The organism is Aeromonas sp. R5-3 (assembly GCF_040908225.1).
Taxonomy (GTDB): domain Bacteria; phylum Pseudomonadota; class Gammaproteobacteria; order Enterobacterales; family Aeromonadaceae; genus Aeromonas; species Aeromonas dhakensis.
In genome coordinates this window covers 80,916-104,510 of the sequence record NZ_JBFODH010000019.1, presented here as the reverse complement: position 1 = coordinate 104,510, position 23,595 = coordinate 80,916, and the positions used below count along the sequence as shown (strand labels likewise).

Annotated in this window: 21 protein-coding genes and 1 tRNA gene; 5 read left to right on the top strand and 17 right to left on the bottom strand. The window is 62.9% G+C overall.

The features are described 5' to 3' along the window. Positions 1-99: 99 nt before the first annotated feature. Genes AB5Y95_RS10160 through AB5Y95_RS10140 form a run of 5 tightly spaced genes read left to right on the top strand, consistent with a single transcriptional unit; the run spans position 100 to position 4,957 of the window. Positions 100-1,731, top strand: coding sequence for an ABC transporter substrate-binding protein (locus tag AB5Y95_RS10160; protein WP_368160870.1), 1,632 nt, complete (start codon positions 100-102; stop codon positions 1,729-1,731). Continuing rightward, the gene (locus AB5Y95_RS10155) at positions 1,716-2,726 is read left to right on the top strand and encodes an ABC transporter permease (RefSeq protein WP_279461543.1); all 1,011 of its coding nucleotides are present in this window, start codon (positions 1,716-1,718) and stop codon (positions 2,724-2,726) included. The genes AB5Y95_RS10160 and AB5Y95_RS10155 overlap by 16 nt, the downstream gene beginning before the upstream one ends. Beyond that, positions 2,716-3,534 carry an ABC transporter permease gene (locus AB5Y95_RS10150; RefSeq protein ID WP_368160868.1) on the top strand — a complete coding sequence of 273 codons (819 nt, stop codon included), beginning with the start codon at positions 2,716-2,718 and terminating at the stop codon, positions 3,532-3,534. Before AB5Y95_RS10155 ends, AB5Y95_RS10150 begins: the two co-directional genes overlap by 11 nt. Then, positions 3,528-4,316 (top strand): ATP-binding cassette domain-containing protein, encoded by a 789-nt coding sequence (locus AB5Y95_RS10145; protein ID WP_368160866.1) that lies wholly within the window; start codon positions 3,528-3,530, stop codon positions 4,314-4,316. Before AB5Y95_RS10150 ends, AB5Y95_RS10145 begins: the two co-directional genes overlap by 7 nt. Then, entirely contained in the window at positions 4,316-4,957 is a 642-nt protein-coding gene (locus AB5Y95_RS10140) for an ATP-binding cassette domain-containing protein (RefSeq protein ID WP_368160865.1), read from the top strand. The genes AB5Y95_RS10145 and AB5Y95_RS10140 overlap by 1 nt, the downstream gene beginning before the upstream one ends. A 347-nt stretch (positions 4,958-5,304) precedes the next feature. On the opposite strand, the gene hypB is transcribed toward AB5Y95_RS10140, so the two are convergent. The 17 genes from hypB to AB5Y95_RS10055 all read right to left on the bottom strand — a co-directional run bounded on the left by hypB (position 5,305) and on the right by AB5Y95_RS10055 (position 23,231). Next, positions 5,305-6,186 carry a hydrogenase nickel incorporation protein HypB gene (gene hypB, locus AB5Y95_RS10135; protein WP_368161056.1) on the bottom strand — a complete coding sequence of 294 codons (882 nt, stop codon included), beginning with the start codon at positions 6,184-6,186 and terminating at the stop codon, positions 5,305-5,307. A 211-nt stretch (positions 6,187-6,397) separates the two neighbouring features. Continuing rightward, a complete protein-coding gene (hypA, locus tag AB5Y95_RS10130; RefSeq protein ID WP_338714092.1) occupies positions 6,398-6,739 on the bottom strand; it encodes a hydrogenase maturation nickel metallochaperone HypA in 342 nt (113 codons plus the stop codon). 69 nt (positions 6,740-6,808) lie between these two features. Then, entirely contained in the window at positions 6,809-7,813 is a 1,005-nt protein-coding gene (gene hypE, locus AB5Y95_RS10125) for a hydrogenase expression/formation protein HypE (RefSeq protein WP_368160863.1), read from the bottom strand. 85 nt (positions 7,814-7,898) lie between these two features. After that, positions 7,899-9,017, bottom strand: a complete 1,119-nt coding sequence (hypD, locus tag AB5Y95_RS10120; protein WP_368160861.1) for a hydrogenase formation protein HypD — start codon at positions 9,015-9,017, stop codon at positions 7,899-7,901. Further along, positions 9,011-9,262, bottom strand: a complete 252-nt coding sequence (locus tag AB5Y95_RS10115) for a HypC/HybG/HupF family hydrogenase formation chaperone (protein WP_043819819.1) — start codon at positions 9,260-9,262, stop codon at positions 9,011-9,013. The genes hypD and AB5Y95_RS10115 overlap by 7 nt, the downstream gene beginning before the upstream one ends. Positions 9,263-9,267: 5 nt before the next feature. Next, positions 9,268-11,694, bottom strand: a complete 2,427-nt coding sequence (hypF, locus tag AB5Y95_RS10110; RefSeq protein ID WP_368160859.1) for a carbamoyltransferase HypF — start codon at positions 11,692-11,694, stop codon at positions 9,268-9,270. Next, on the bottom strand, positions 11,691-13,574 hold the full coding sequence (selB, locus tag AB5Y95_RS10105) for a selenocysteine-specific translation elongation factor (protein WP_368160857.1): 1,884 nt from the start codon (positions 13,572-13,574) through the stop codon (positions 11,691-11,693). The genes hypF and selB overlap by 4 nt, the downstream gene beginning before the upstream one ends. Positions 13,575-13,578: 4 nt before the next feature. Continuing rightward, positions 13,579-15,015 (bottom strand): L-seryl-tRNA(Sec) selenium transferase, encoded by a 1,437-nt coding sequence (gene selA, locus AB5Y95_RS10100; protein ID WP_368160855.1) that lies wholly within the window; start codon positions 15,013-15,015, stop codon positions 13,579-13,581. Between the two features lie 268 nt (positions 15,016-15,283). Beyond that, positions 15,284-15,375: transfer RNA gene (locus AB5Y95_RS10095), tRNA-Sec, on the bottom strand. A 193-nt stretch (positions 15,376-15,568) separates the two neighbouring features. Beyond that, entirely contained in the window at positions 15,569-16,078 is a 510-nt protein-coding gene (hycI, locus tag AB5Y95_RS10090; protein ID WP_368160853.1) for a hydrogenase maturation peptidase HycI, read from the bottom strand. Continuing rightward, complete coding sequence (locus AB5Y95_RS10085) at positions 16,078-16,512, bottom strand: formate hydrogenlyase maturation HycH family protein (protein WP_368160851.1); 435 nt, start codon at positions 16,510-16,512, stop codon at positions 16,078-16,080. The genes hycI and AB5Y95_RS10085 overlap by 1 nt, the downstream gene beginning before the upstream one ends. Next, positions 16,505-17,320, bottom strand: coding sequence for an NADH-quinone oxidoreductase subunit B family protein (locus AB5Y95_RS10080; RefSeq protein ID WP_043168358.1), 816 nt, complete (start codon positions 17,318-17,320; stop codon positions 16,505-16,507). Before AB5Y95_RS10080 ends, AB5Y95_RS10085 begins: the two co-directional genes overlap by 8 nt. Beyond that, positions 17,320-17,886, bottom strand: coding sequence for a formate hydrogenlyase complex iron-sulfur subunit (locus AB5Y95_RS10075; protein WP_201882738.1), 567 nt, complete (start codon positions 17,884-17,886; stop codon positions 17,320-17,322). Before AB5Y95_RS10075 ends, AB5Y95_RS10080 begins: the two co-directional genes overlap by 1 nt. A gap of 9 nt (positions 17,887-17,895) precedes the next feature. Next, positions 17,896-19,614 carry an NADH-quinone oxidoreductase subunit C gene (locus tag AB5Y95_RS10070; RefSeq protein WP_368160848.1) on the bottom strand — a complete coding sequence of 573 codons (1,719 nt, stop codon included), beginning with the start codon at positions 19,612-19,614 and terminating at the stop codon, positions 17,896-17,898. Between the two features lie 80 nt (positions 19,615-19,694). Next, entirely contained in the window at positions 19,695-20,648 is a 954-nt protein-coding gene (locus AB5Y95_RS10065) for a respiratory chain complex I subunit 1 family protein (RefSeq protein ID WP_368160846.1), read from the bottom strand. Between the two features lies 1 nt (position 20,649). Continuing rightward, positions 20,650-22,566 (bottom strand): hydrogenase 4 subunit B, encoded by a 1,917-nt coding sequence (gene hyfB, locus AB5Y95_RS10060; RefSeq protein ID WP_368160844.1) that lies wholly within the window; start codon positions 22,564-22,566, stop codon positions 20,650-20,652. After that, a complete protein-coding gene (locus tag AB5Y95_RS10055) occupies positions 22,566-23,231 on the bottom strand; it encodes a 4Fe-4S dicluster domain-containing protein (RefSeq protein ID WP_368160842.1) in 666 nt (221 codons plus the stop codon). Before AB5Y95_RS10055 ends, hyfB begins: the two co-directional genes overlap by 1 nt. Between the last annotated feature and the right edge of the window lie 364 nt (positions 23,232-23,595).

Sequence of the window (23,595 nt, the reverse complement as noted above, 5' to 3'; positions counted from 1 at the left end):
TGCAATCAGGTTTAGAATAGGGGCCGTTTTGGCCCCTCACTCGCTTCTGTCGTGCCCCTGTTTTTTGGGTAGTGAGTGGTAAAACGAACAAGGGATCTTATGACCATTCAATGCTTTGGCTGCCACTCAGGCAGCAACGCCGGCCGCCACAAAGGCCTCTCTGTCACGGCGGCCGCCTTGCTGGCCCTGCTCTCGGGCGGTTTATCTTCCATGGCGCTGGCTGCCCAGCCCGTTCCCGCCGAACTCAAGCTCGCCATCGGCAGTGAGCCCACCGAAGGGTTTGACCCTCTGCTCGGCTGGAGCCACGGCAGCTACCTGCTGCTGCACAGCCCGCTGCTCAAGCAGAACGCCGACCTCAGCTGGCAAAACGTGCTCACCCAATCAGTGACCCCGAACCAGGATGGCAAGGGGTGGCTTATCCGCCTCAAGCCGGATCTGAAGTTCTCCAACGGCGCGCCGCTCACCGCCGAAGACGTCGCCTTTACCTACAACAGCGCAGCCCAGGGCGGCGGCAAGATCGACATGGGCAACTTTGTCTCGGCCAAGGTGCTCTCGCCAACCGAGGTTGCCATAGTCTTAAGCGCCCCCCAGAGCACCTTCGTCAACGTACTGGGCTCTTTGGGTATCGTCTCGAAGAAGGATTACGATCCCAAGGCTTATGCTCGCCATCCGGTCGGCGCCGGCCCCTACCGGCTGGTGAGCTTCCTGCCCGGCCAGCAGTTGGTGGTGGAGGTCAACCCCCATTACGCCGGCGGCAGCAATGACTTCAAGCGGCTGGTGTTTGTCTTTATCGATGAAGAGAGCGCCTACGCCGCCGCTCAGAGCAGCCAGCTTGACCTGGTGCGCATCGCTCCGTCGCTGGCGCCCACCGTGCCTGCCTCCCTCAAGCTGTGGGTGCGGCCAAGCGTGGAGAACCGCGGCATCGTCTTCCCCATTCCGCCGGCGGGTGGCAAGGATGCCAAGGGTTATCTCATCGGCAACGACGTGACGTCTGACGTGGCGGTGCGCCGCGCCATCAACTACGCCATCGACCGCCAGCTGCTGGCAGACCAGCTGCTGGAGGGGCATGCCATCCCCGCCTACAGCGCGGTAGAAGGCCTGCCCTGGCTGAATAAAGCCACTGCCTTCAAGGATGGCGATGCGGCTCACGCCAACGCCCTGCTCGACGAGGCAGGCTGGAAGATGGGCAGCGACGGCGTTCGCCACAAGGGCGACCTGCGCGCCGCCTTTACCCTCTGGTACACCAGCGGTGACAGCACTCGCCGGGATCTGGCGGAGGCGGTGCGGGCCATGCTCAAACCCATCGGCCTCGAGGTGAGCCTCAAGTCCGGCAGCTGGGAGCAGGTGGAGCGGGAGATGCACGCCAATCCGGTGCTGATGGGGTGGGGGAGTCTGGATCCCATGGAGCTTTATCACCACTACCAGAGCGGATCCGCCGGCGTGGAGTTCTACAACCCGGGTTATTACAGCAATCCGGTGGTGGATGGCCACCTCAAGCAGGCGCTGGATGCCCCGAACTGGCAGGCGGCCGTGCCGTTCTGGCAGCAGGTGGAGTGGGATGGCAAGGCCGGCGCCGGGGTGCAGGGGGATGCCGCCTGGGCCTGGCTGCTCAACGTGCAGCACACCTATCTCGCCAATCGCTGCATCGACCTTGGCAAGGGGGCGCCGGAAATTCACGGTAGCTGGTCCCTCCTCAACAACCTGCAGGATTGGCGGTGGACGTGCCGTTAAGTTCGCCCTTGAGTCACTCCGGTTATCTGTTGCTAAAAGCCCTGCTGCGTCTGGCAGGGCTGTTATGTCTGGTCTCGGTCGCCACCTTTGTGCTGCTGAGTTACTCCCCCATCGACCCCATCAAGGCCTATATCGGCAACGACCTGCTCCATGTGCCGCCGGAACAGTACGCCCGCATTGCCGCCCGCTGGGGGCTGGATCAGCCGCTCTGGCTGCGTTACTGGCACTGGTTTAGCCAGGTGCTGCAGGGGGATCTCGGCTACTCCATGCTCTACAACGCGCCGGTGAGCGAGGTGATTGGCCAGCGCTTTGCTGCCTCCTTCCTGCTGCTGGCGGGCGCCTGGCTGCTTTCCGGCTTTTTCGGGATGTTGCTGGGCCTCTGCGCCGGTCGCTATCTCAACCGCTGGCCCGATCGCCTTATCTGCCGCTTTGCCTACCTGCTCGCCTCCTTGCCCACCTTCTGGGTCGGCCTGTTGCTGCTCGCCCTGTTTGCGGTGCATTGGCCCTTGTTGCCGGTCTGCTGCGCCTGGACGCCTGGCCTCGCTGCCGATGAGGCGGACTGGGTGATGCGCTTGCGTCATCTGCTGCTACCGGTGGTGACCTTGACCCTGCTGGGGCTTGGCAATATCGCGCTGCATACCCGGGAGCGGGTGGCCGAGGTGCTGGCGAGCGATTTTATTCGCTACGCCCGCGCCCAGGGCGATGGTGGCTGGCCCATGCTGCGTTTTCACGTGCTGCGCCACGCCCTGACCCCGGCGCTCTGCCTGCAGTTTGCCTCCCTCGGTGAGCTGATTGGCGGATCGCTCTTGGCAGAGAAGGTCTTCTCCTATCCGGGGCTCGGCCAGGCCACCGTGGATGCGGGGCTGAGGGGGGATATCCCCCTGCTGATGGGAATCGTGCTCTTCTGCACCCTGCTGGTCTTTATTGGCAACGCGGTGGCGCGGGTGCTGCTGGCCCGCATCAATCGGGGCTGGGAGGGTGTGCATGCTGTTTAATCCGCTCCCCTCCTTGCTGCGTCTGGGCTTTGCGCTGATCTGCCTGCTGCTGCTGGCCAGCTATGGCTGGAGCCTCTCTCATCAGGATGTGCCGATGGATCTGCTGGCCCGCCAGCAACCTCCCTCGCTGACCCACTGGTTCGGCACCGATCAGATGGGACGGGATCTCTGGCTGCGGGCCTTTCAGGGCACCCTCACCAGTTTGGAACTCGGCATCAGCACGGCCCTGTGCAGTGGCCTGTTGGCCATGGTGGCGGCCAGCGTCTCGCTCATCCACCCCAGGTGCGATGCGGCGGTGCGGCTGGTGATCGACGCCATGCTGGCGCTGCCCCATATGCTGCTCTTGATCCTTATCTGCTTTACCGTGGGGGGCGGCATGCGCGGGGTGATCTTGGCGGTGGCGCTCACCCACTGGCCCAAGCTGGCGCTCATTCTCTGTGCCGAGGCGCGGCGGATCGCCTGCAGTGACTATGTGGTGCTGGCCCGCTGTCAGGGGATGGGGGCGCTGCGTCGCTGGCGCACCCACCTGTTGCCGGGGCTGTTGCCCCAGTGGTTTATCGGCACCTTGCTGATGTTCCCCCACGCGGTGCTGCACAGCGCGGCGCTGAGCTTCCTCGGCTTTGGTCTGGCGGCCCACGAGGCCTCGCTGGGCTTGCTGCTGGCCGATGCCTTGCGTTATCTGGCCGGTGGCGGTTGGTGGCTGGCCCTCTTCCCCGGTCTGATGCTACTGACATTGGTTTTACTGTTTGATCAGGCCACTCGCGCCCTGCAACAACTCTGGTTTGGGTTTGGGGGAGATACATGCTGAGTTTTGACCAGGTGACCATAGAGGCGGCCCACTACTCCTGGCTGGGGCGGCGCAGCTGGCAGCCTTTGCTGACCGATATCAGCCTGCAACTGGCGCCGGGGGAAATAGTTGCACTGGTGGGGGGGAGCGGCGAGGGCAAGAGCCTGTTGCTGCAAAGCGCCCTGACCCTGCTGCCGGAAAACCTGCGCATGCGCGGCACCATCTCCCTCGATGGCACGCCCCTGTGCGATGCCAGCCGCGCCCGTCTGCGCGGTCACACCCTCTGCTATGTGCCACAGGGGGTAAGCGCCCTCAATCCATTGCTGACGGTGGAGCGTCAGCTGGGCCGGGCGGCGCGCCTCTGCGGCCAGAGCGGTTCTCGCGAGCGGCTCGGCCAGCAATTGCTGCGTTACCAGCTGCCCGCCGCCACCCTGGACAGCTATCCGCGCCAGCTCTCCGGCGGCATGGCCAAGCGCATTCTGGCCTGCACCGCGGCCCTTGGCGGCGCCCGCTACATTCTGGCGGACGAGATCACCGCCTGGCTCGACGAGGGGCTGGCCTGCCAGCTGCTCACCCAGTTGCGTGAATTGGCCAATCAGGGCAGCGGCATCCTCTGGGTGACCCACGATCTGGCGCTGGCGACCCGCTTTGCCGATCGCATCGTGGCGCTGCATCAGGGCCAGGTGAGCGACACCTTGAGTTGCCACCACTTGCGCCAGGGACAGGGGAGCGAGATGCTCAGAGCCCACTGGCAGGCGCTGCCGGAGTTCAATTCGCTCTTCTCTGTGCCGGAGGTTTCATAATGTTGGAACTACGAAATCTCACCATCGCCCAGGGGGAACGCCCTCTCTGGCAGGGGTTGTCACTGACGGTGAAAGCGGGCGAGCGGGTCGGCATCTCTGCGCCGAGCGGTCATGGCAAGACCACGCTGGGGCGGGTATTGGCAGGTTGGCAACCGGTTGGGGCCGGCGGGCAGATCCTGCTGGATGGGCAGTCTGTGCCTGAACGGGTAAAAGGCTATCACCCCATCCAGCTGGTGCCCCAGCACCCGGAGCTCACCTTCAATCCCTATCGCACCACAGGGCAGGCGCTGTGGGATGTATGGCGCCCCGATGAGGCCATGCTGGCCCGCTTTATGGTCAAGCCTGAATGGCTTGGTCGTAAACCCGGTCAGCTCTCCGGCGGTGAGCTGGCCCGCATCGCGTTGTTGCGCGCCCTCGATCCCCGCACCCGGTTGCTGATTGCCGATGAGGTGACCGCCCAGCTGGATCCGCAAATTCAGCGCCAGCTCTGGCAGGAGTTGATGATGGAGTGCGAGCAGCGGGGGCTCGCCATGCTTGTCTTCAGTCACCAGCAGGCGTTATTGCACCAGATCTGTCATCGGGTGTTGCGCTTTGGTGAGGAGACGGCTGAGCATGAATTGATGGTTTGCAATGTGGCCTGAGGATTGGTGTTCCCCCTCATCCCCAGCCCTTCTCCCGCAAGGGGAGAAGGGGGCAGACGGTGCCATCTCACCCGCTCAGGGTTTAGGGTTTGGAAAATCTCGGGGTTTGAAAATATGGCTGGTTGTTATGCTCGAAGCCCCCTGAGGGGTTTGAGGGCGTCGTATAGTCGCGGCACCCACGAACCGGTTCCCTCTCCCTGGGGAGAGGGCCAGGGTGAGGGGACGCGAGTGTGGGACGCTGGCTACTCCGAACAGTTAGGGCGGCCGAGGAGGTGCGCAGATAAAAGAGAGGGAGGCATCAGCCTCCCTCTCTTGTTTTCTACCGTTATCAGTGGCGTTTAACCGGTTCAGGCACTGGCCAGCCAGTTAAGCCAGGCATCCATCCCTTCACCTGTGGTGGCGCTGACCTGGATCACCTGGATATAGGGGTTGACCCGTTTGGCGTTCTCGATGCAGCGGGCCACGTCAAAACTGACGTAAGGCAGCAGATCAATCTTGTTGATCACCATCAGCTGGGCGGCGGCGAACATGTCCGGGTATTTCAGCGGCTTCTCTTCCCCCTCGGTGACGGAGAGGATCGCCACCTTGTACTTCTCGCCGAGATCGAAGCTGGCGGGGCAGACCAGATTGCCCACGTTCTCGATAAAGAGGATGCCCCCTTGATTGGCGGGCAACTGGTGGCAGGCGTCGTGAACCATTTTGGCGTCCAGATGGCAGCCCTTGCCGGTGTTGATCTGCACGGCAGGGACGCCAGTGGCACGAATGCGATCCGCATCGGCGCTGGTCTGCTGATCCCCTTCGATCACCGCGCAGGAGCGCTTGTCAGCCAGCTGACGCAGGGTCTCGCACAGCAAGGTGGTCTTGCCTGAACCCGGGCTCGATACCAGATTGAGCACCAGCTGGGCCGCCTCGTCGAAGTGTTCGCGGTTGTGGGCGGCCAAGGCGTTGTTTTTGGCCAGCACGTCCATCTCGATGGCGATCAGCTGGCGCTGCCCTATGCCGGGCACCGACAACCCCGCTTCCCCTTTGCCGTAGTGCAGATCACCCTGCTGATGGTCATGGTCATGGTCATGGTCATGGTCATGGTCATGGTCGTGGCTGTGATCATGGGGATGCGCGTGGGAATGCCCGTGGTCATGAGAGTGGCCATGTTCATGATGATGGTCGTTGGGGTGATCATGATGGTGCTCATGCGTCTGATCATGACCCTCATGACCCTCATGGCCCATGGGAGCCCGCACCCCGTGGTAGTGGTGATGAACATTCCCCTGGTGGTGGTAGTGGTGGTGAATGATCAGGGTGCGCGGTGCACTCTGCTCGTGGTCATGATGGTCGTGCTCATGACCATGTTCATGGTGATGTTCATGTTCGTGATGATGCTCATGATCGTGCTCATGGCCGGCGATCCGCGCCTGACCGCATCCGCATATGCTACACATATCAATTTACCTCGATGTCGGTGATGCGCAGGCTGTTCCCTTGCGCGACTCGTAATTTGTATCCGCCACACTCGGGACAGGCCTGCCCGCGCTCGGTGAGGGTGACCGTCTGGTTGCAGTCGTAACACCAGGCCTCTGCCGCCTGGTGCTGAAAGTGAAGCTGGGCCCCTTCGACGGCGGTGCCCTTGGCGGCAGCCTCGAAACAGAAGGCAATGGTGTCCGGGTCGACGCAGGAGAAGCTGCCGACTTCGAGCCAGAGGGCGGTCACCTTGTTAAAGCCCCGCTGGGTGGCCTGTTCGGCCGCCAGATCGATGGCGGCCATGGCCAGAGACATTTCGTGCATGGTGGCTCCTTAACCGATATGGGGAGAAGCAGTGACTCCTCCCTGAAATTGACGGAACGGCATGGCCTATCAGCAGATCCGCGGCAGCAGTTCCCCTTGCGGCAGCTCCAGATAACGACGGCTGCCCCAAGGGTTGCTCAGGATCACCTTGTGGCGATCGCTCGCCTGCACCACGCCGATCTGGCTGGCTGCGGGGTTGAATTGCCGCAAGATGCCCAGCGCGTCCTGCGCCTGTTCAGCAGGCAGGGCCAGTACCATGGTCCCCTCGTTGGCAAGATCATAGGGCTCGAAACCGTAGAGCTCGCACAGGCCGCGCACCGGGCCGCACACCGGAATGGCGGACTCCTCCAGCTCGATGGCAACGCCGGAGGCGCTGCTCCACTCGTTGAGCACGGCGGCAAGGCCACCGCGGGTGGCGTCGCGCAGGGCGTGAGGGGTAATACCCGCTTTTAGCAGCGCTTCTACTAGCGGCCAGAGGGTGGTGCAGTCGCTCTTGAGATCGGAGCCCAGTTGCAGGGCGTCACGGGCCATCAGGATACAGGCGCCGTGGCTGCCGATATCCCGCGACACCAGAATGGCGTCACCGGCCTTGAGGTTTCTCACCGATATGCCCCGGCTCTGTTCGGGCAGCGGGAAGGTGCCGACCCCACTGGTGTTGATGAAGATCTTGTCGGCCGCTCCCTTGGGCACCACCTTGGTGTCGCCGCAGACGATGCGGGCGCCGCTGTTGGCAAGTTCAGCCGCCATCGACTCGACGATGCGGGCGAGATCGGCGTAGGGGAAGCCCTCCTCGATGATAAAGCTGCAGCTCAGATACTCGGGCTTGGCCCCCATCATGGCGAGATCGTTGACCGTGCCGGCGATGGCCAGCTTGCCGATATCGCCCCCCTCGAAGAACAGCGGCGAGACGGTAAAGCTGTCGGTGGTAAAGGCGACGGGGCCCTCTACCGGCAACAGGGCGGCATCTTCACCGCGCAGCAGGATCTCGTTGCCAAAGTGGCGAAAGAAGAGCTGGTTGATCAGCTGGTTCATCTCCACGCCGCCGCCGCCATGGCTTAACTGAATTTCTCTCATCGGGTCTGGTTCTCCACAAGATTGCCGAAACAGGCTGGTTCATCTCCACCCATCACCCGACCACCGTGGCTAAGTTGGATTTCTCTCATCGTTCCTGGATCCCCATATATCGGTAGTAGGCATTGCAGGCCCCTTCGGAGCTGACCATGCAGCTGCCCATGGGCTGGGCCGGGGTGCAGCCCCGGCCAAAGACTTTGCACTGGTTTGGCTTGGCCAGGCCGCGCAGGATATCGGCGCACTGGCACGCCTTGTGGTCATCGATGGGAGTCTGATTGAGCGCAAAGTGACGCTCCGCATCGCGCTTGGCGAAGGCATCCCGCAGGCGCAGGGCGGAGGCGTTGATATCCCCCAGACCTCGCCAGCGAAAGTGCTCGCGGGTCTCGAAAAAGCGCTCGACCAGCCGCTGGGCGGCTTTATTGCCACTGGCGGTGACGGCGCGGCTGTATTGCACCTCCAGGGCGTAGCGACCCTCTACCTTCTGGCGCACCATCATCAAGAGCGCCTCCATCACATCCACCGGTTCGAAGCCGCTCACCACCACCGGCACCTGATAGCGATCGACGATGGGCAGGTAGATATCGGCGCCGGTGATGACGCTGACGTGGGAGGGGCCGATAAAGGCGTTCACCTTGGCCACCCCGTCGGCCATCACGGCGTGAATGGCGGGCGGCACCAGCACATGGTTGATATGAAACAAGAGATTCTCGACCCCTTGCTCTTCAGCGGCAGCCAAGAGCGCGGCTGTCATGGGGGTAGAGGTCTCGAAACCGATGGCGAAGAAGACCACGGTTTTTTCCGGGTTTTCTTTGGCGATGCGCAGGGCGTCGAGGGGGTCGTAAACCGGGCGGATATCGCTCCCCTTGGCGCGCTGCTGTGCCAGCGTGCCCTTGGAGCCCGGCACCCGGATCATGTCCCCCAAGGTGACCAGAATGACGTTGGGCTGGCGGGCCAGCTCGATGGCCTGATCGATGCGCTCTTTGGGCATGATGCAGACCGGGCAGCCGGGGCCGTGGACAAACTCGATGCTGGCCGGCAGCAACTGGTGCAGGCCGTACTTCATGATGGTGTGGGTATGACCGCCGCACACCTCCATCACCCGCAGCGGCTCGGGCAGATCGTTGGCGAGTTCAGTGATCTGGGCGGCGAGGGCTCGGATCACCTCGGGCTGGCGAAAGCCCTGAAAGAGATCATTCAAGGTCAGCATGGCAAGATATCCTGTTTGGGCATCAGGGCCACCATCTGGCGGAAGCTCTCGAGGCTGGCCTGCGCCTCCTCTTCGTCAATCTTGCTCATCACAAAGCCGATATGGAGCAGCACATAGTCGCCAATGTTGAGAGGCTCTTCGAGCAGCATGCAGCTGACGCGCCGCTGCACCCCAAGGGTGTCGACGGTGACGCAGTTATCTTCGGGGTGCAGCTGCACCACCTGAGAAGGGATGGATAGACACATGAATTTCAGGACTCCGACAAGGTGGCACAACCGGTGGTGACAGGCTGGTGCGTGGCAAGATGGTGGATGGCAAACCAGAGCTGACCGGCGGCGATGCCACCGTCATTGAGTGGCAGGGTCTCGCTGGTCAATACCTGCCGACCGGCGGCTTCGAGAGCGGGCACCAGCTGGTCCATCAGCACCCGGTTTTGAAAGACGCCGCCCCCCAGCGCCACCGGATAGCCGGGGAAGCGCCCGGCCAGGGCGACCACCAGCTTGCTGATGGCGCGGATAAAACCGGCGGCCAGGCTGGCGGTGGAGCTGCCTTTGCGCCGCTCGCTGACAAGAGTACTGATGAGCTCTGCCCACTCGATCTGCAGTGGCCCCTCCGCTGATTGGCTGAAGTCAAAGGCGAGGGGGAAGGGCTGTTCATCGGGGGTCAGCTGCAAGGCGGCCGCCTCCAGCAGGAGTCCGGCCTCGCCCTCGTAATCCGGGGTGTCGATCACCCCCAAGAGTGCCGCCACGGCATCGAACAGCCGACCGATGGAGCTGGTGTAAGGGGCGTTGCGACCGAGATGCCAGAGCTGGTGCAGGTTGCTGATCCGCTCAAGGGGCCGTTGCTTGATCGCCGGAATATCGAGGGCGCTGATCTGCTCAGGACTGTGCGATTCAAACAGCAGCCCCAGCAGCTGGCGTACTGGCTCGCGAATCGCCGCCTCGCCGCCGATCAGCTTGAAGGGGGCAAGGTGGGCAACCCGCTCAAATCCCTGAACGTCTGCCAGCAGCAGCTCGCCGCCCCAGAGGGTGCCGTCATCGCCAAGGCCGGTGCCATCGAAGGCAACACCCAGCACCGGGCCCGTGATGTGGTGCTCGGCCATCACTGCCAGCAGGTGGGCGTGATGGTGCTGCACCTCGAGATGGGTTGCACCCTGATCCTGGCAATAGTCCTTGGCCCACTGGTGGCTGAGGTAGCCGGGGTGGCGATCCGAGACCAGCAGTTCTGGCTTGAGATCGTAGAGATCGCAAAAGGTCGCCAGGGTCTGCTCGAAGTGGCCCTGCATCGGCAGGCTGTGCAGATCGCCGATATAGGGGCTGTAGATGCGCTGGCGGCCGAAGGCGAGCGCCAGCTGGTTCTTCTGCTGCGCCCCGACTGCCAGCAGCGGCACCCTGACCGCCTCTTTCAGGCTGGGGGGGCAGGGGGCATAGCCCCGGGCCAGCCGCAACGTCTGGCGCCGCCCACCCGCCCACTGCACCAGACTGTCGTCGCACGGGTGCAGTATGGGGCGGTTGTGATCCAGGATGCCGTCAATCTCGCTGCCGAGTTCCCTGACCACCGCCTCGCACTCGATAAGGATTGGGCTGCCGCGCCCATTGGCGCTGGTGGCCACCAGCGGCATGGCGCAGGCATCCAGCAGCAGCTGATGGAGCGGGGTATAGGGGAGCATGACCCCAAGGTAAGGAATGCCGGGGGCTATCTCCTTGGCCAGCGGCGCCGCAGATTGTTGCGATTCTGACGGCCGATCATCGTTTTTGCGCTTGCGCAGCAAGGTGATGGGTCTGGCCTGAGAGGCGAGCAGCTGCCACTCTTTTGCGCAGCCGGTGACATGCAGTTTGGCCTCGGCAAGGGAGCCCATCATCACCGCCAGCGGCTTGCGTTCGCGCCGCTTGAGCATTCGCAATCTGGCCACACTCTGTTCATTGCGGGCATCGCATATCAGGTGATACCCCCCTATCCCCTTGACCGCAATCAGCGCCCCCGCTTGCAGGGCGCTTGCAGCTGCTTGCAGGGCATCCTCGCGCTCGGCCAGGGCATCGCCACGGCCATTTCGCCAGCTGAGATGGGGCCCGCACTCGGGGCAGCTCACCGGCTGGGCGTGGTAGCGTCTGTCCAGCGGATTTTCATAGGCAGCCGCGCAGCGCGGGCACATGGCAAAGCCCGCCATGGCGGTGTGGGGGCGGTCGTAGGGGAGGCGGCGGATGATAGTGTAGCGCGGGCCGCAGTGGGTGCAGTTGGTGAAGGGGTAGCGATGGTGGCGATCGTTGGGGTTGGCCACATCCCGGGCGCACGCCTCGCACATCCCCTGATCCGGCGAGATGGCGACTGTGGCGGCGCTCTGCTGCTGGCTGGCCTTGATATGAAAGGCTCCGTCGTAGTCGGGATTATCTTCTTGGGGCAGTTCCCGCTCGCTGAAATGATCGATGCGGCTAAGTGGCGGCGCCAGCTCCCGCAGTTCGCGGGCAAAGCTGGCCAGTTGCTCGGGCGATCCTTCGGCGCCAATGGTGACGCCGCTCGCATCGTTCAAGACATAACCGGCAAGGCCGTGGCGCAGCGCCAGCCCATAGACGAAGGGGCGAAAGCCGACCCCCTGAACTATGCCATCGATATGAAACTCGCGGCGCAGCCGGTTGGCGACCGGATTGGGGGAGCTAGCGGGGGCGATGGTGGCACTCATGCCGGCTCCATCTCATCTTGAGTCTGCGGCAGACGCAGCACCCGGCGCTCGTTCTCCTCGCGCCGCACCCAGCCGTCCATCTCCATGCGCAGGCAGAACGGAATGGCGTATTTACGCGACATACCGGTGATCTCCTTGAGGGATGCCATGTCGATCAGATCTCCCACCTGCTGGCCCGCCAGCACGGCGGCAACCATCTGGTTGTAAAGGGCGGCGTCGTAGTAGATGGGGCCATCGAGCTGCACCAGATACTTGAGTCGCGCCAGATTGCGCAGCTGCTTTTGCAGGGCGCCTTTTTGTTGCAAGCCCTGCTGCAGTGCCGCGGGCAGCTGGCGGGTGATAAAGGGGTCCAGCGCCACGCCGCCGGGGCCCAGTTTACCGGGCTCATAACCCACCTTGCCTTGATCTCGCACCACCTTGAGCACCAGCTGCGCCTCCTCCTCCAGGTCATCTTCCGACTCGCCGCTGCCCGGTTGCCACTTGTCATGGTGCAGGCGAACAAGCTGTTCGCTTTTGAGCTGCTGGAGCAGGGCCTGAGTGACCGGCAGGGCGATGCCAAAGCGGGTTGCCAGCTCGGCGGCGCTGAGCGGTTCGCTGGCCAGCGTGGCGAGCAGCTGGTCGCGACTTTGGGCCAGCCAGCAGTTATCCAGCAGCCACTCACCGAGGGGGGTGACCTGCTCTGGGCGCTGGTCAAAGCGGCTGGCCAGCACATAGCCATTAAGGCCCAGTTGCAGGGTGGCCGGGTTGTAGCGCTCCAAGTCATCAGGCAGCTCACCCAGCAGGGCGTGCAGCGCCTTGCGTCTGGCGGGATGGATGTCGCCGCACCAGACGATGCGGGCGCCGTGCAGCAGTTCGCTGCTGCCGTGGCGAATGATGGCGAGCGGCTGGCCAAAGAAGCAGGGGATAGGGCTGGTAAAGATCAGCCGCGCCAGCCGGGTCTCTTTTATTGGCACAAAGCGCGCCCGGCCATGCCAGCTGCCGAGGGCCACCTCCACCTCGCGGTTGCGCAGCTCCCGAATGCTGCCGCCGACCTCGCAGAGCCGCACGATAAGGTGGGTTGCCGCCTCGCACTGGCCGGCGGCGCTGGTGAGGCAGTGGCCGCGGGCCACCTCCTTGTGGGGCACTTTTTTCAGGCCCACCGCCACCCGGCAGACGGCGCCGATCTCGTCGACGCTTTGGTGATAGGCCTGCAGGGAGCGCACCTGCACCTCACGATCGGCGGGGTAGAGGCGCAGCTTGTCCCCCACCTTGAGGCTGCCCTGCTGCAGTGTGCCGGTGAGCACGGTGCCGGTGCCATTGGCGGTAAAGACCCTGTCTACATACAGTCGCGGGGCGGCCTGCTCGCGGGGGACATGATGCTCGGCCATATCCCCCAACTGGCGCACGATGGCGGCGTGCAGGGCTGCCATATTCTCGCCGGTTTTGGCGCTGACGCTGACGATGTCGGGCACCATGCCGCTCTCGTCCATTACCCGCTCCAGCAGGCTCTCTTCCAACAGCAAAAGCTCGTCGGGGGAGACCAGATCGCACTTGTTGATGCAGACCAAGAGGCGCGGTACCCCCATCGCCTTGAGCAGGCGCAGGTGATCGCCGGTCATCGGCATCCACCCCTCGTCGGCGGCGATCACCAGCAGCACCAGATCCAGACTCCAGAGCCCCGCCACCATGTTGCGGATATAGCGCTCGTGGCCGGGCACGTCGATGACACCTATGGTGTTGCCCTGACCGTCGTCAAAGTGGGCAAAGCCGAGATCCTGGGTCATGCCGATGGCCTGCTCATGGGCGCGGGCGGTGGTGATGCCGGTGAGGGCCTTGATCAGCAAGGTTTTGCCGTGATCCACGTGGCCGGCAAGGCCGATAACGGCGCGATAGGATGTCATGGGATCAGGGCTCCTCGGTCGCATTTGTTGCATTGAACGGGGCGGGCAACAGCAGCGCTTTGAGCTGGGTGATCAGCAGCCCCATGTCCTCGTCGAGCAGGGTGGCCATATTGAGCAGCACCCTCTGCTGGCGCACGGTGGCGATGACTGGCACCGGCAGTTCGCGCAGGGCATCGAGCAGCTGCTGGGCCGGACGCGGGTCGGTGCACTCCAGCGCAGGCGCCGGGTAGAACTCGTCCGGCAAAGTGCCGCCGCCCACTACCAGCTGGGCGGGGACCGGCACAAAGCAGCCGGGTAGGGCTTCCATCAGCTGGGAGGCTTTCGCCTGCATGGCGGCCGGGTTGCTCAAGGTGCGCTGGGCAATGCCCTCGCCGACGGGGGATTTGTTGAGCTTGTGGATGAGCAGGCGTTCCAGCAGGGAGTGGATGATGCGGCTCGAGCGGAAGGTGCGCATCATGGGGTGTTTTTCCAACCGCTTGATAAGGTCCGCACGGCCGCTGATGATGCCGCACTGGGGCCCGCCCATCAGCTTGTCGCCGGAGTAGCAGACCAGATCTGCCCCCGCCTTGATGTACTGGCGCACCGAAGTTTCGCCCGGTGCAAACTCCTCGGTGGTCAAGCCCGAGCCCTGATCCACTGCCAGCACCACCTGCTCGGGCAGGGCGCTGGCCAGCTCGCCGATATCGGGGGATTCGGTAAAGCCGCGAATGGCGAAATTGGATCTGTGCACCATCAGTACCAGCGCGGTCTGCTCCGTGATGGCATCGAGATAATCTTTGGCAGTGGTGATATTGGTGGTGCCCACTTCCACCAGTTTGGCGCCGGAGAGGGCCAGAATGTCGGGAATGCGAAAACCGCCGCCAATCTGGATCTGCTCGCCGCGCGAGACGATCACCTCGCGCCCCTTTGCCACCTCCTGCAGCAGCAAAAAGAGGGAGGCGGCGTTGTTGTTGACCACCAGCGAATCCTCGGCCTGGGTGAGGCAGGTGAGCAAAGTGGCGATCAGCCCCTTGCGCCCGCCGCGCTTGCCGGTGGCGAGATCCAGCTCCAGATTGTTGTAGCCGGTGTTGAGGTCACGCACCTCGTCCCACAGATCGCTGCTTAACGGTGAGCGTCCCAGATTGGTGTGCACCAGGGTGCCGGTGGCGTTGATCACCCGGGTCTGACGCTGGCGCAACTGCTGTCGGCAGCGTTTGGCTATCAGCGCCTCGATCTGCTCGGGGGCGACGCCGTGCTGGCGAAAATATTCGCTCTGGCGCAGCTCGCTCAGGGTGTCGCGCACCGCCTGGGTCACCAGCGGGCGGCTCAGCGCCTCGATAAAACCTGCGAGAAAAGGTTGCTGCAGCAGCTGTTCCACTTGTGGCAAGCGGCGCTGGTTTGCTGGAGTCGCGGCATAAGAGGCGCTGGGGGCGAGGGAGGATACGTCAGACGGAGTTGGCATGGGATGACCCGGGCTGTGCGTGGGAGTGACATGCACGCCGCCTTGCCGGGGAAGGCCGCTTCGACGCTGCTTGTTTGCTGCTGTCCACCATTCATGAATTAATAAAAAAGGCGAATGGATAAATTAATTGTTGAGCAGAGTAATAAGCGTGTTGGAGCGCATTCAGATTATATTGGCAATGCGACAGGCGCCTTGTTAGAACAATATGTGAAACAGTCGCCAACCAGCCTGAAACATAATTGACGGCTTCTCTCCAATATATGAAATTTGGCGGAAGAGGCAGGAATCGAACCTGCCAAAGCCTTCTCGGCTCTCATCGGTTTTGAAGACCGAGGAGGCCACCAGACCCCATCAGCTTCCGCAATGGCCACCATTTTGTGGCAATTTTTCGTGACTGGCAACGCTTTTTTATGTTTAAAAATAGCAAGTTGTCCGATTTTATGAAAAATGTCCACGCGTTGATTTATATCAATTTCATGGCAATTAGCCCGATGTTTTTAATTTAACATCGGGCGTTTTAATATGCCTTTATCTGGATAATTCAACGCTGCTGTTAACAAGCTGGAAAATAATCTGACTCCGCGTTGGTGATATTCCACTGGTCCAGTCTCTCTATTAACAAGCTGGTATCCTTGGCAGTATCAAGGTGCTGATAAAGATAATCCATCGCTTCACTCACCATCTCGGTCATCGGGAAGGAGAACGCCACGATGGCCGGTTGCACCCCGACAAAGATCACCTCGGGGACAAAGGTCTTGAGCTCGTCGATCAAAAAATTGAGCGGCATGTTGTGGGTCGAGAAGATAAACATCTCGGCGATGGTCTCGGGGGGGATCACCTGCAGGGTACCCGCCTTCTCGCCGATCTCGGCGGCATCCACCAGCACCACCCGCGCCGGTTGCAGCTCCCGCACCTTATGGACCACATTTTCCGGCGCGATGCCGCCGTCGATATGGATCCAGCCGGGCAGGGGGGCGGCCTGCAGCTTGTCGGCGAGATAGGGGCCGGCACCGTCGTCCCCCATCATGGCATTGCCCACGGTCAACACGAGATTGCAGCCCATCAGCGGCTCCTTACCATCAGGTACATATGGGGGTCGTTAAAGAGGGCGGTGAGCTGATCCATAAAGGTATTGGTCCAGCCCAGCTCCTGCTCATTGAGTACATTGTCGGCTTTGCGCAGCCGGTCGAAGGCACAGGCCAGCATATGGCAGTGCTCGCGATAGATGGTGATCTCGCCAAAGGTGAGAAACCCCTCCATCTTGCGGCGTGCCTCGCTCCCCTCTGGCAGCTTGGCTACCCAGTCGCGATAACCGGTCAGCGAGCAGACCAGGTCTGCTCGCAGGCAATCGACGATGCCGAGGTGATGGCCGATGGCGAGGCTGTAGTAGATTACCTCCTTGGCCTGCTCCATCTCCTTTGCCGGGGCGGGGGGCACATCGAACTGCTCGTCCACGAACTTGCGAGACAGGCGATAGAAGAAAACCTCGTCAGCCATGCACCGCCTCTCCCTTGCCAGCCGCCCGGTTGAGGCAGGCGTTTGCGAGGTTGTTGACGATCTCCGCCAGGCGCGGATCGTCGTGCTGATCGAGGTAGCTCTGGATACGCAGATCCACATCCTGCTGGGTCGCCCCTTCGAGCAGGGCCATAAACTCGTCGGCGATGATCCGCCCCTGCCGATAACCGGCCATGCGGCGCGCTTCGCGCTCGATCATCACCCGGATTTCATTGGGGATGCCGGTGTGGCGCAGCTCGACCCGCTCACCCGGTTGCACCTGGTGGCTGGTGGCTTTGAGTTTCTGTTCCAGCAGACCGAGCGCCACCGCAAAGCCGTAGATGGTGGCTGCCGGTGTGGGCGGGCAGCCGGGAATATAGACATCCACCGGCACTATCTTGTCGGTGCCACCCCAGACGCAGTAGAGGTCGTGGAAGATGCCGCCGTCACAGCCGCAGGCGCCGTAGGCGATGCAGATCTTGGGATCGGGCGCCGCCTCGTAGGCGCGCAGGGCCGGTACCCGCATCGCCCGGGTCACCGCGCCGGTAAAGAGCAGGATGTCGGCGTGGCGGGGAGAGGCGACCACCTTGATGCCGAAACGCTCGGCATCGAACAGCGGGGTTATGGTGGCGAAGATCTCGATCTCGCAGGCGTTGCAGCCGCCGCAATCGACCCGGTAGACATAGGCCGAGCGGCGAATGTCCTTGAGCAGGGTCTTCTTGAGTTTGGTGATCTCGGGATCCTGTGCCAGCGGCACGGCGCGGGTATGGGCATGGCCGACAACCGGTTCTATGCCTTTGATCTTGCTCATCACATCCACTCCTGTTGTGTGGCTATCGGTGTGATAAGGGCCGAGTCAGGCTGGCTCAGCATGCTCTGTTTTCGTTTGCAGTCGGGGCAGTGGTGCAGCCGCTCTGGCGGCGCCAGCGGCTTGGCATCGCGAGCCAGCGGCGTGCCTGCTTGTTTGAGGGTGTCCTCCACCAGCGCCACCAGCTTGCTCGGGGCAAAGTAGGTGCCGCACAGGGTGCAGGGGGCCAGCGCGAAGCGGGCCTCCTCATAGAGATCCGCCTTGTTGGTCACCGCCAGCTCGAACTCGGGTGAGAGGGCGATGGCGCGGGTCGGGCAGACCTCCTCGCAGCGGCCGCAGAAGATGCAGCGCGCCATGGAGATCTCCCAGCGGCGCTCGCCGGTCTCCATGTCCACTTCCATCACCAGCGCGTTGGCCGGGCAGGCCTTGGTGCAGGCGGCGCAGGCGATGCACTGATCCGCCTGATATTTCGGTTTGCCGCGAAAATCCCGGTTCACATCAATAGGAGCGAAGGGGTACTTGGCGGTCGGGGTGCCAGCCTTGAGGATGGTCTTGAACAGCTTGATCATGATGACCCCTTATTTCAGCGGAGAGTTTTTGCGATCGATGCCGTAGCGCTCGATCTCCTTGTAGGAGACCACGGTAGATTTGCCCTTCTTGGGGTCAACCAGGGTGACCCGGTCGGTACAGGAGTAGCAGGGATCCAGACTGCCGATGATGAGCGGTGCATCCGCCACGGTATTGCCGCGCAGCATGTAGCGCAGGGCGGGCCAGTTGGCGTAGGTGGCGGCGCGGCAGCGCCAGCGGAACAGCTTCTGGTTATCTCCCGTCATGCTCCAGTGGACGTTTTCGCCGCGGGGCGCTTCGGTAAAGCCCAGCGCAAACTTGCCCGGCTGGTAGGTGAAGCCTTCGGTGAGCAGTGGCCCTTGTGGCAGGTGCTCCAGGCCGAACTCAATCATGTCGAGGGAGTCGTAGAGCTCGTGGATCCGCACCAGTACCCGGGATTGCACGTCGCAACCCGCCTTGGTCTGGATCTCCATCGGCAGCTCACGGTAGCCGGCAAAGTCGTGGACCCGGCGCACGTCGCGCTTGAAGCCGCTCGCCCGCACCATGGGGCCGACGCAGCTGAAATCGCGGGCAATTTGCGGCTCGAGCTTGCCGATACCGATGAGGCGGGAGGAGATGTTGGCGGTATCCAGCAGCATGGCCACCAGGGGTTTGAGCTCATCACGGAGCTCGCGCACCAGCTGGGCACCCTTGATGCGATCTTCCTTGAAGATGTCGCGGCGCACCCCGCCAATCAGGTTGAGGCCGTAGGTCTTGCGGGCGCCGGTCAGCAGCTCGGCCAGGGTCATGGATTTCTCCCGCACCCGGAAGAACTGCATGAAGCCGGTGTCGAAACCGGTGAAGTGGCTCGACAGGCCGATGTTGAGGATATGGCTGTGCAGGCGCTCCACCTCCAGCAGCACGGCGCGGATCATCTTGGCCCGCTCCGGCACCGGAATGCCCATGGCGTTCTCCACCGAGGTGGTGTAGGCGACGCTGTGGGTAAAACCGCAGATGCCGCAGACCCGGTCGGTCAGAAACGCCACTTCGTTGTAGCCCATGCGGGTTTCCGCCAGTTTTTCCATGCCGCGATGGACATAGAAGAGGCGGTAGTCGGCATCGATGATGTCTTCCCCATCGACGAACAGACGAAAGTGGCCCGGTTCGTCCGAGGTGATGTGCAGCGGGCCGACCGGCACGATGCGGTTGGCATCACTGCCCAGCTCGTTGACGAAGGGGTAGGTCTCTGTGTCGGTGGTGGGCATCGGGCGCTGGCGGTAATCCATGGCATCCTTGCGCAGGGGATGGATGTCCTCCGGCCAGTCGTCCGGCAGCACCAGACGGCGTTCATCCGGCAGACCGATGGCACGCAGGCCGTACATGTCGCGGATCTCCCGCTCGCCCCACACCGCCGCCGGAATGGTCGGGGTGATGGAGGGGTACTCCTGGGTATCGGCATCCACCAGCACCCGGACTGTGATCCAGCACTTGGTGTCGCCCTCCATGGAGAAGACGTGGTAGACCGCGAAGTGGCCGTTGAGGCTGCGCTCGTCATTGGCAAAGGAGAGCGGAAGCCAGCCCCCCAGCTGATGGAAGATCAGGCTGGCGGTCTCGACCAGACTGGTGGGTTTGACGGTGATGGTGGCCTGATCGGCGGTTTGCCACTCCTCGTCGACGATGGCGTGGGGCAGTTGTGCTCGCACCTGCTGGATGTAGTCGCAGCCGATGCGATCCGAAATGGCGATGGTCATGCAGTTCTCACTTTAATGTTCGGGAATGAGCATTCACAAATGATGAAATCGGAAAAAGTTGCTGTGCTGGCGGGCATGATTCAGATCCCGACCAGATAGGCGAGCAGCGCCAGCAGGGCCAGCCCCAGCCCGTAACGGGTGAGCTTGTGGGTGCGCACGAACTGGGTACGGGCCATGGCGTTTTCGATGATGCCGGCAAGCCCAAAGGCCACCAGCAGCTTGCAGGCGAGGATCAGCGCCGCGCCGATGAGCGCAGGCAGACTCCAGTTGGCCGCCTTGCCGAAGGGGAGGAAAATCACCAGAAAGAGCTGCACCACCACCAGCTGCTTGAGGCCGATGGAGAGCTTGAGCAGGGCCAGGCCCGCACCGGAATACTCGGTGAGCGGCCCTTCCTGCAGCTCCTGCTCGGCTTCGGCGCAGTCAAAGGGCAGCTTGCCCATCTCGACAAACACCGCGAAGGCGCAGGCGGCGCCGGCCAGCAGGGTGGCAACCGGCGCGGGCAGTGGCTGGGTCGCCACATAGCTGCTGATGTTGCCGAGATCCGAGCTGCCCACCATCATCGCCATGATGAAGCAGGCGAGCACCAGAATGGGCTCCACCAGAATGCCGAGGGTCAGTTCGCGGCGGGCACCGATCCCTGCAAACATGCTGCCGCTGTCGAGCCCCGCCAGCGAGAAGAAGAAGCGGAAGATGGCGAACAGATAGATGTCGGTGATGAGATCCCCGGCGATGGGGAAGGGGGACTCGTGAGTCAGGGTTGGCAGCGCCATCCCTACCAGCAAGAGGGCGGCGATCAGCAGCGCAGGCATCAGGTTGAAGAGGATGCCGGCAGGCTCGGGGGTCACCTCCTGACGGCGCAGGAGCTTGGCGATATCCCGGTAATCCTGCAGCAGGCCCGGCCCCTGACGGGAGTGCATCCTGGCTCGCAGCACCCGGTTGAAACCGGTGGCGAGCGGCGCCAGCGCCAGCATGGCGATGGCCTGGGTCAGGGCGAGGGCAACCATGCCCCAGCTCGGCATTTCAAGAACAGGCATATCAGACTCCTACAGCCATCAGGATAAAGAGCGCCAGCACAATGCCATTTATTAAAGAGAGCAGCGGCCAGCCGGTGTTGCCGGGGGCATCGCTCACCCCGTGCAGGGCGCTGGCCAGATCGAGCTGCGGCTGCTTGCGATAGAGCGGCGCGCAGAGTTGGCGCAAAGTGTGGGTGACACCGCCAGAGGTGAGGCTCATGCGCTCCTCATAGGCGTAACCACAGGCCCACGGCGTGCCTGCGTGACGACGACCCAGCTTGGGCCCCTTGAAGATGGCCAATACCAGCAGCGGGATGAGGAACAGACCCAGCAAGGTGATGGCGATAACGGGCGGGGAGAGGATCGCTTGTGAGCTGTCGAGCGGCAGCAGGGTGGCGCCGGTGGCCACGTTCATTTGGCCGCTTACCAAGGCTTGGCCATAGCTGGCGATATGGGGGGCAATCCAGGGGGCGCCCAGACCCAGCACCAGACAGACGGCGGCCAGCAGCAGGGTGCCTGCCACCATGGCGCCCGGCACTTCGCGGGCGTGGCTCGCCTTTTCGCTGCGCGGGGCACCGCAGAAGCAGATGCCGTAGACCTTGACGAAACACATCACCGCCATGGCGCCGGTCACCGCCAGCATCACTACCGCGAGCGGCGCGACGACGGAGGTGCCGAGCTTGGTCATGGAGCTGACTTTGGCCATAGAAAGTAAGGACTGATAGATAAACCACTCGCTGACAAAGCCGTTCAGGGGCGGCAGCGCCGAGATGGCCATGGCACCGATCAGGAACGCCAGCGCAGTCCAGGGCATCAGCTTGGCCAGGCCCCCCATCTTGTCCATATCCCGGGTGTGCAGGCGGAACATCACCGAGCCGGTACCCATAAAGAGCAGGCTCTTGAAGATGGCGTGGTTGAGCAGGTGATAGAGGGCGCCGAGCAGCCCCAGCACCACCAGTGCCGGTTGCTGGTTGGCGATGCCGATCATGCCGATCCCCATCCCCATCAGGATGATGCCGATGTTCTCCACCGTGTGGTAGGCGAGCAGCCGCTTGAGGTCATGCTCGGCCAGCGCAAACAGCACCCCGAGCACCGCCGAGCAGGCACCGAAGATCAGCACCACATAGCCCCACCAGAGCTGGCTGGCGCCGAGAAAATCGATGCTGACCCGCAAGATGCCAAAGAGACCCAGCTTCACCATGACGCCGGACATCAGCGCCGAGATATGGGAGGGGGCGACGGGCTCGGCCACCGGCAGCCAGCCGTGCAGCGGCACGAAACCGGCGCGCAGGCCAAAGCCGCAGAAGCTGAGCAGAAACACCAGGGATGCCAAACCGCCCGCCAGATGGTGCTCGCGCAGCGCGGCGAACTCCAGCGAGCCGCTTTCACGGCAGAGCAGCCAGAAGGCGATCAGTACCAGTGCCATGCCGATATGGTTCATCACCAAGTAGAGGCGGCTCTGTTTGGCGGCCTCCGGGTTGGTCTTGACCAGCCAGTAGGTGGTGAGGGTCACCAGCTCGTAGCAGAGCAAGAAACCGAGCGCGTTGTCGGCCAGCACCATGCCCACCATGGCAAAGAGGAAGAGGTTCATCAGCGCGCCGATGGCCACATCCCCCTTGCCCTGATATTCGCGGATGTAGGCAAAGGAGTAGAGGGCGACGGCGACGCCGACGGTGCTGATCACCAGCAGCATCAGCGCGGAGAGCGTGTCTAGATAAAAAGAGCCGAGATGCACCGAGCCCAGCAGCCAGAGCTGGCCGTCGACGGGGGCGCCTTGAGCAAAGATCTGGATGGCGGCGACCAGGCCCGCGAGCGAGCCCAACAGGGCAAAACCGCTATTGAGGCGGTTGGCCAGTGCAGGCAGCTTTTGCAGCAGCAAACCGGCGGCAGCGCCCAGCAAAAAGAGCAGGAGCGTGGCCATAACAAGGGGGGACAACATCAGCACGCTCCCTCTGTGGTAGATAAATCGGATGCAGGGAGCGCCGTGGCGGGCGCCGAGAAGGCAGAGGCCCCCTGCGGGTTGGTGTCGGCCGCTTGCTGGCGACGGATACGGGCGGCGCGTTCGGTGTCACCGTCATTGACCAGCTTCAGCGCCTGGGAGGGGCAGGCATCGACACAGGCCGGGCCGCCCGTGCGAAATTCGCACAGGTCGCACTTGATAGCTATGCTGCGCACCCCCGGCTCCCAGCTCAGCAGATCCTCGCCAAAGCAGCGTAGGCCGGCGGAGGTGGAGGGGTTGCTGGAGCGGATGGAGCAGGGGATATAGGTGTCGTAACTGGTGGCCACGGCCACCGGACGGCTGCCGCCGCTCTGGATGGCGCCAAACGGGCAGGCCACGGCGCAGAGGTTGCAGCCGATGCAGAGCGACTCGTTAAGTTGCACGCAATCGCCGGTCTGGCGAATTGCCTCGACCGGGCACACCTTGCCGCAGGGGGCATCGTCACAGTGACGGCACTGAACCGGCATGGTCGCCTGCTCGTGTCGCATAACGGTTAAACGGGGGGCTTGTTGCAGACCTTGCGCCTTGTGTACCTCGCTGCAGGCCGCCATACAGGTGCCACAGCCGATACAAAGCTTGGGGTCAGCGATAACGAAGCGGTTCATAGCCTACCTTGTCGTGTCGCGAACGGAGAGAGTAGGGGCAGGTTGGCAAGATACGGGCCAGCTTGGTTTTGCTTGGCTGTATGAGTGTAAGTGTTTGTTTTTAAATGATGTTGAAAATCGAGCCGACGGGTGTCGAGGGCTTGCCTCACTGTCGAACCGTGACGTTCGTCACTTGTGACGAAGGGGCGAAGAGGGTTCGTCACCATCAGCTGGCGCCGGGTTGTCGAGGGTTTGCAGCCTGAGCCACAGACCCGGTTACCACCAGCCGCTGGCCAATGGTGTGGCGCCCTGGATGCCGGTGCCGGTCTGGCCGGGATTGGTCAACTTTCTTCATCCCCTCTTAAAAAAGAAACAAAGCACTGTC